This window comes from Arthrobacter sp. 05T444, assembly GCF_056395905.1.
Map to the genome: position 1 here is coordinate 1 of NZ_JBFTKK010000084.1, position 340 is coordinate 340.

At 62.4% G+C, this 340-nt stretch carries 1 protein-coding gene and 1 pseudogene; both read left to right on the forward strand.

The window, feature by feature from the left end:
• A partial coding sequence (locus AC1DD3_RS22185; protein ID WP_476882538.1) for an L-serine ammonia-lyase, iron-sulfur-dependent, subunit alpha occupies window positions 1-177 on the forward strand: 177 nt, incomplete at its 5' end.
• A gap of 13 nt (window positions 178-190) precedes the next feature.
• Window positions 191-340: pseudogene (locus AC1DD3_RS22190) on the forward strand (lipoyl synthase); the annotation flags it as partial.

The window sequence follows — 340 nt, forward strand, 5'->3', positions numbered from 1 at the left end:
GCGATCGCGGCAGCGAAGGCCATCAACGCCGCCAAGATGGCGCTCTGGGGCGACGGCTCGCACCGGGTGTCCCTCGACGAAGTGATCGTTACCATGCGGGAGACCGGCCGGGACATGAGCTCCAAATACAAGGAAACGGCCATGGGCGGCCTCGCCGTCAACGTCGTCGAATGCTGAAGGAAAGAGAACAATGACACTGGCACCAGAAGGCCGGAAGATGCTGCGCATTGAGCAGCGTAATGCGGCCACCCCGGTGGAGCGCAAGCCGGAGTGGATCAAGGCCAAGGTCCAGATGGGCCCGGAGTTCGTCCAGCTCAAGAACCTCGTCAAGAAAGAGGGC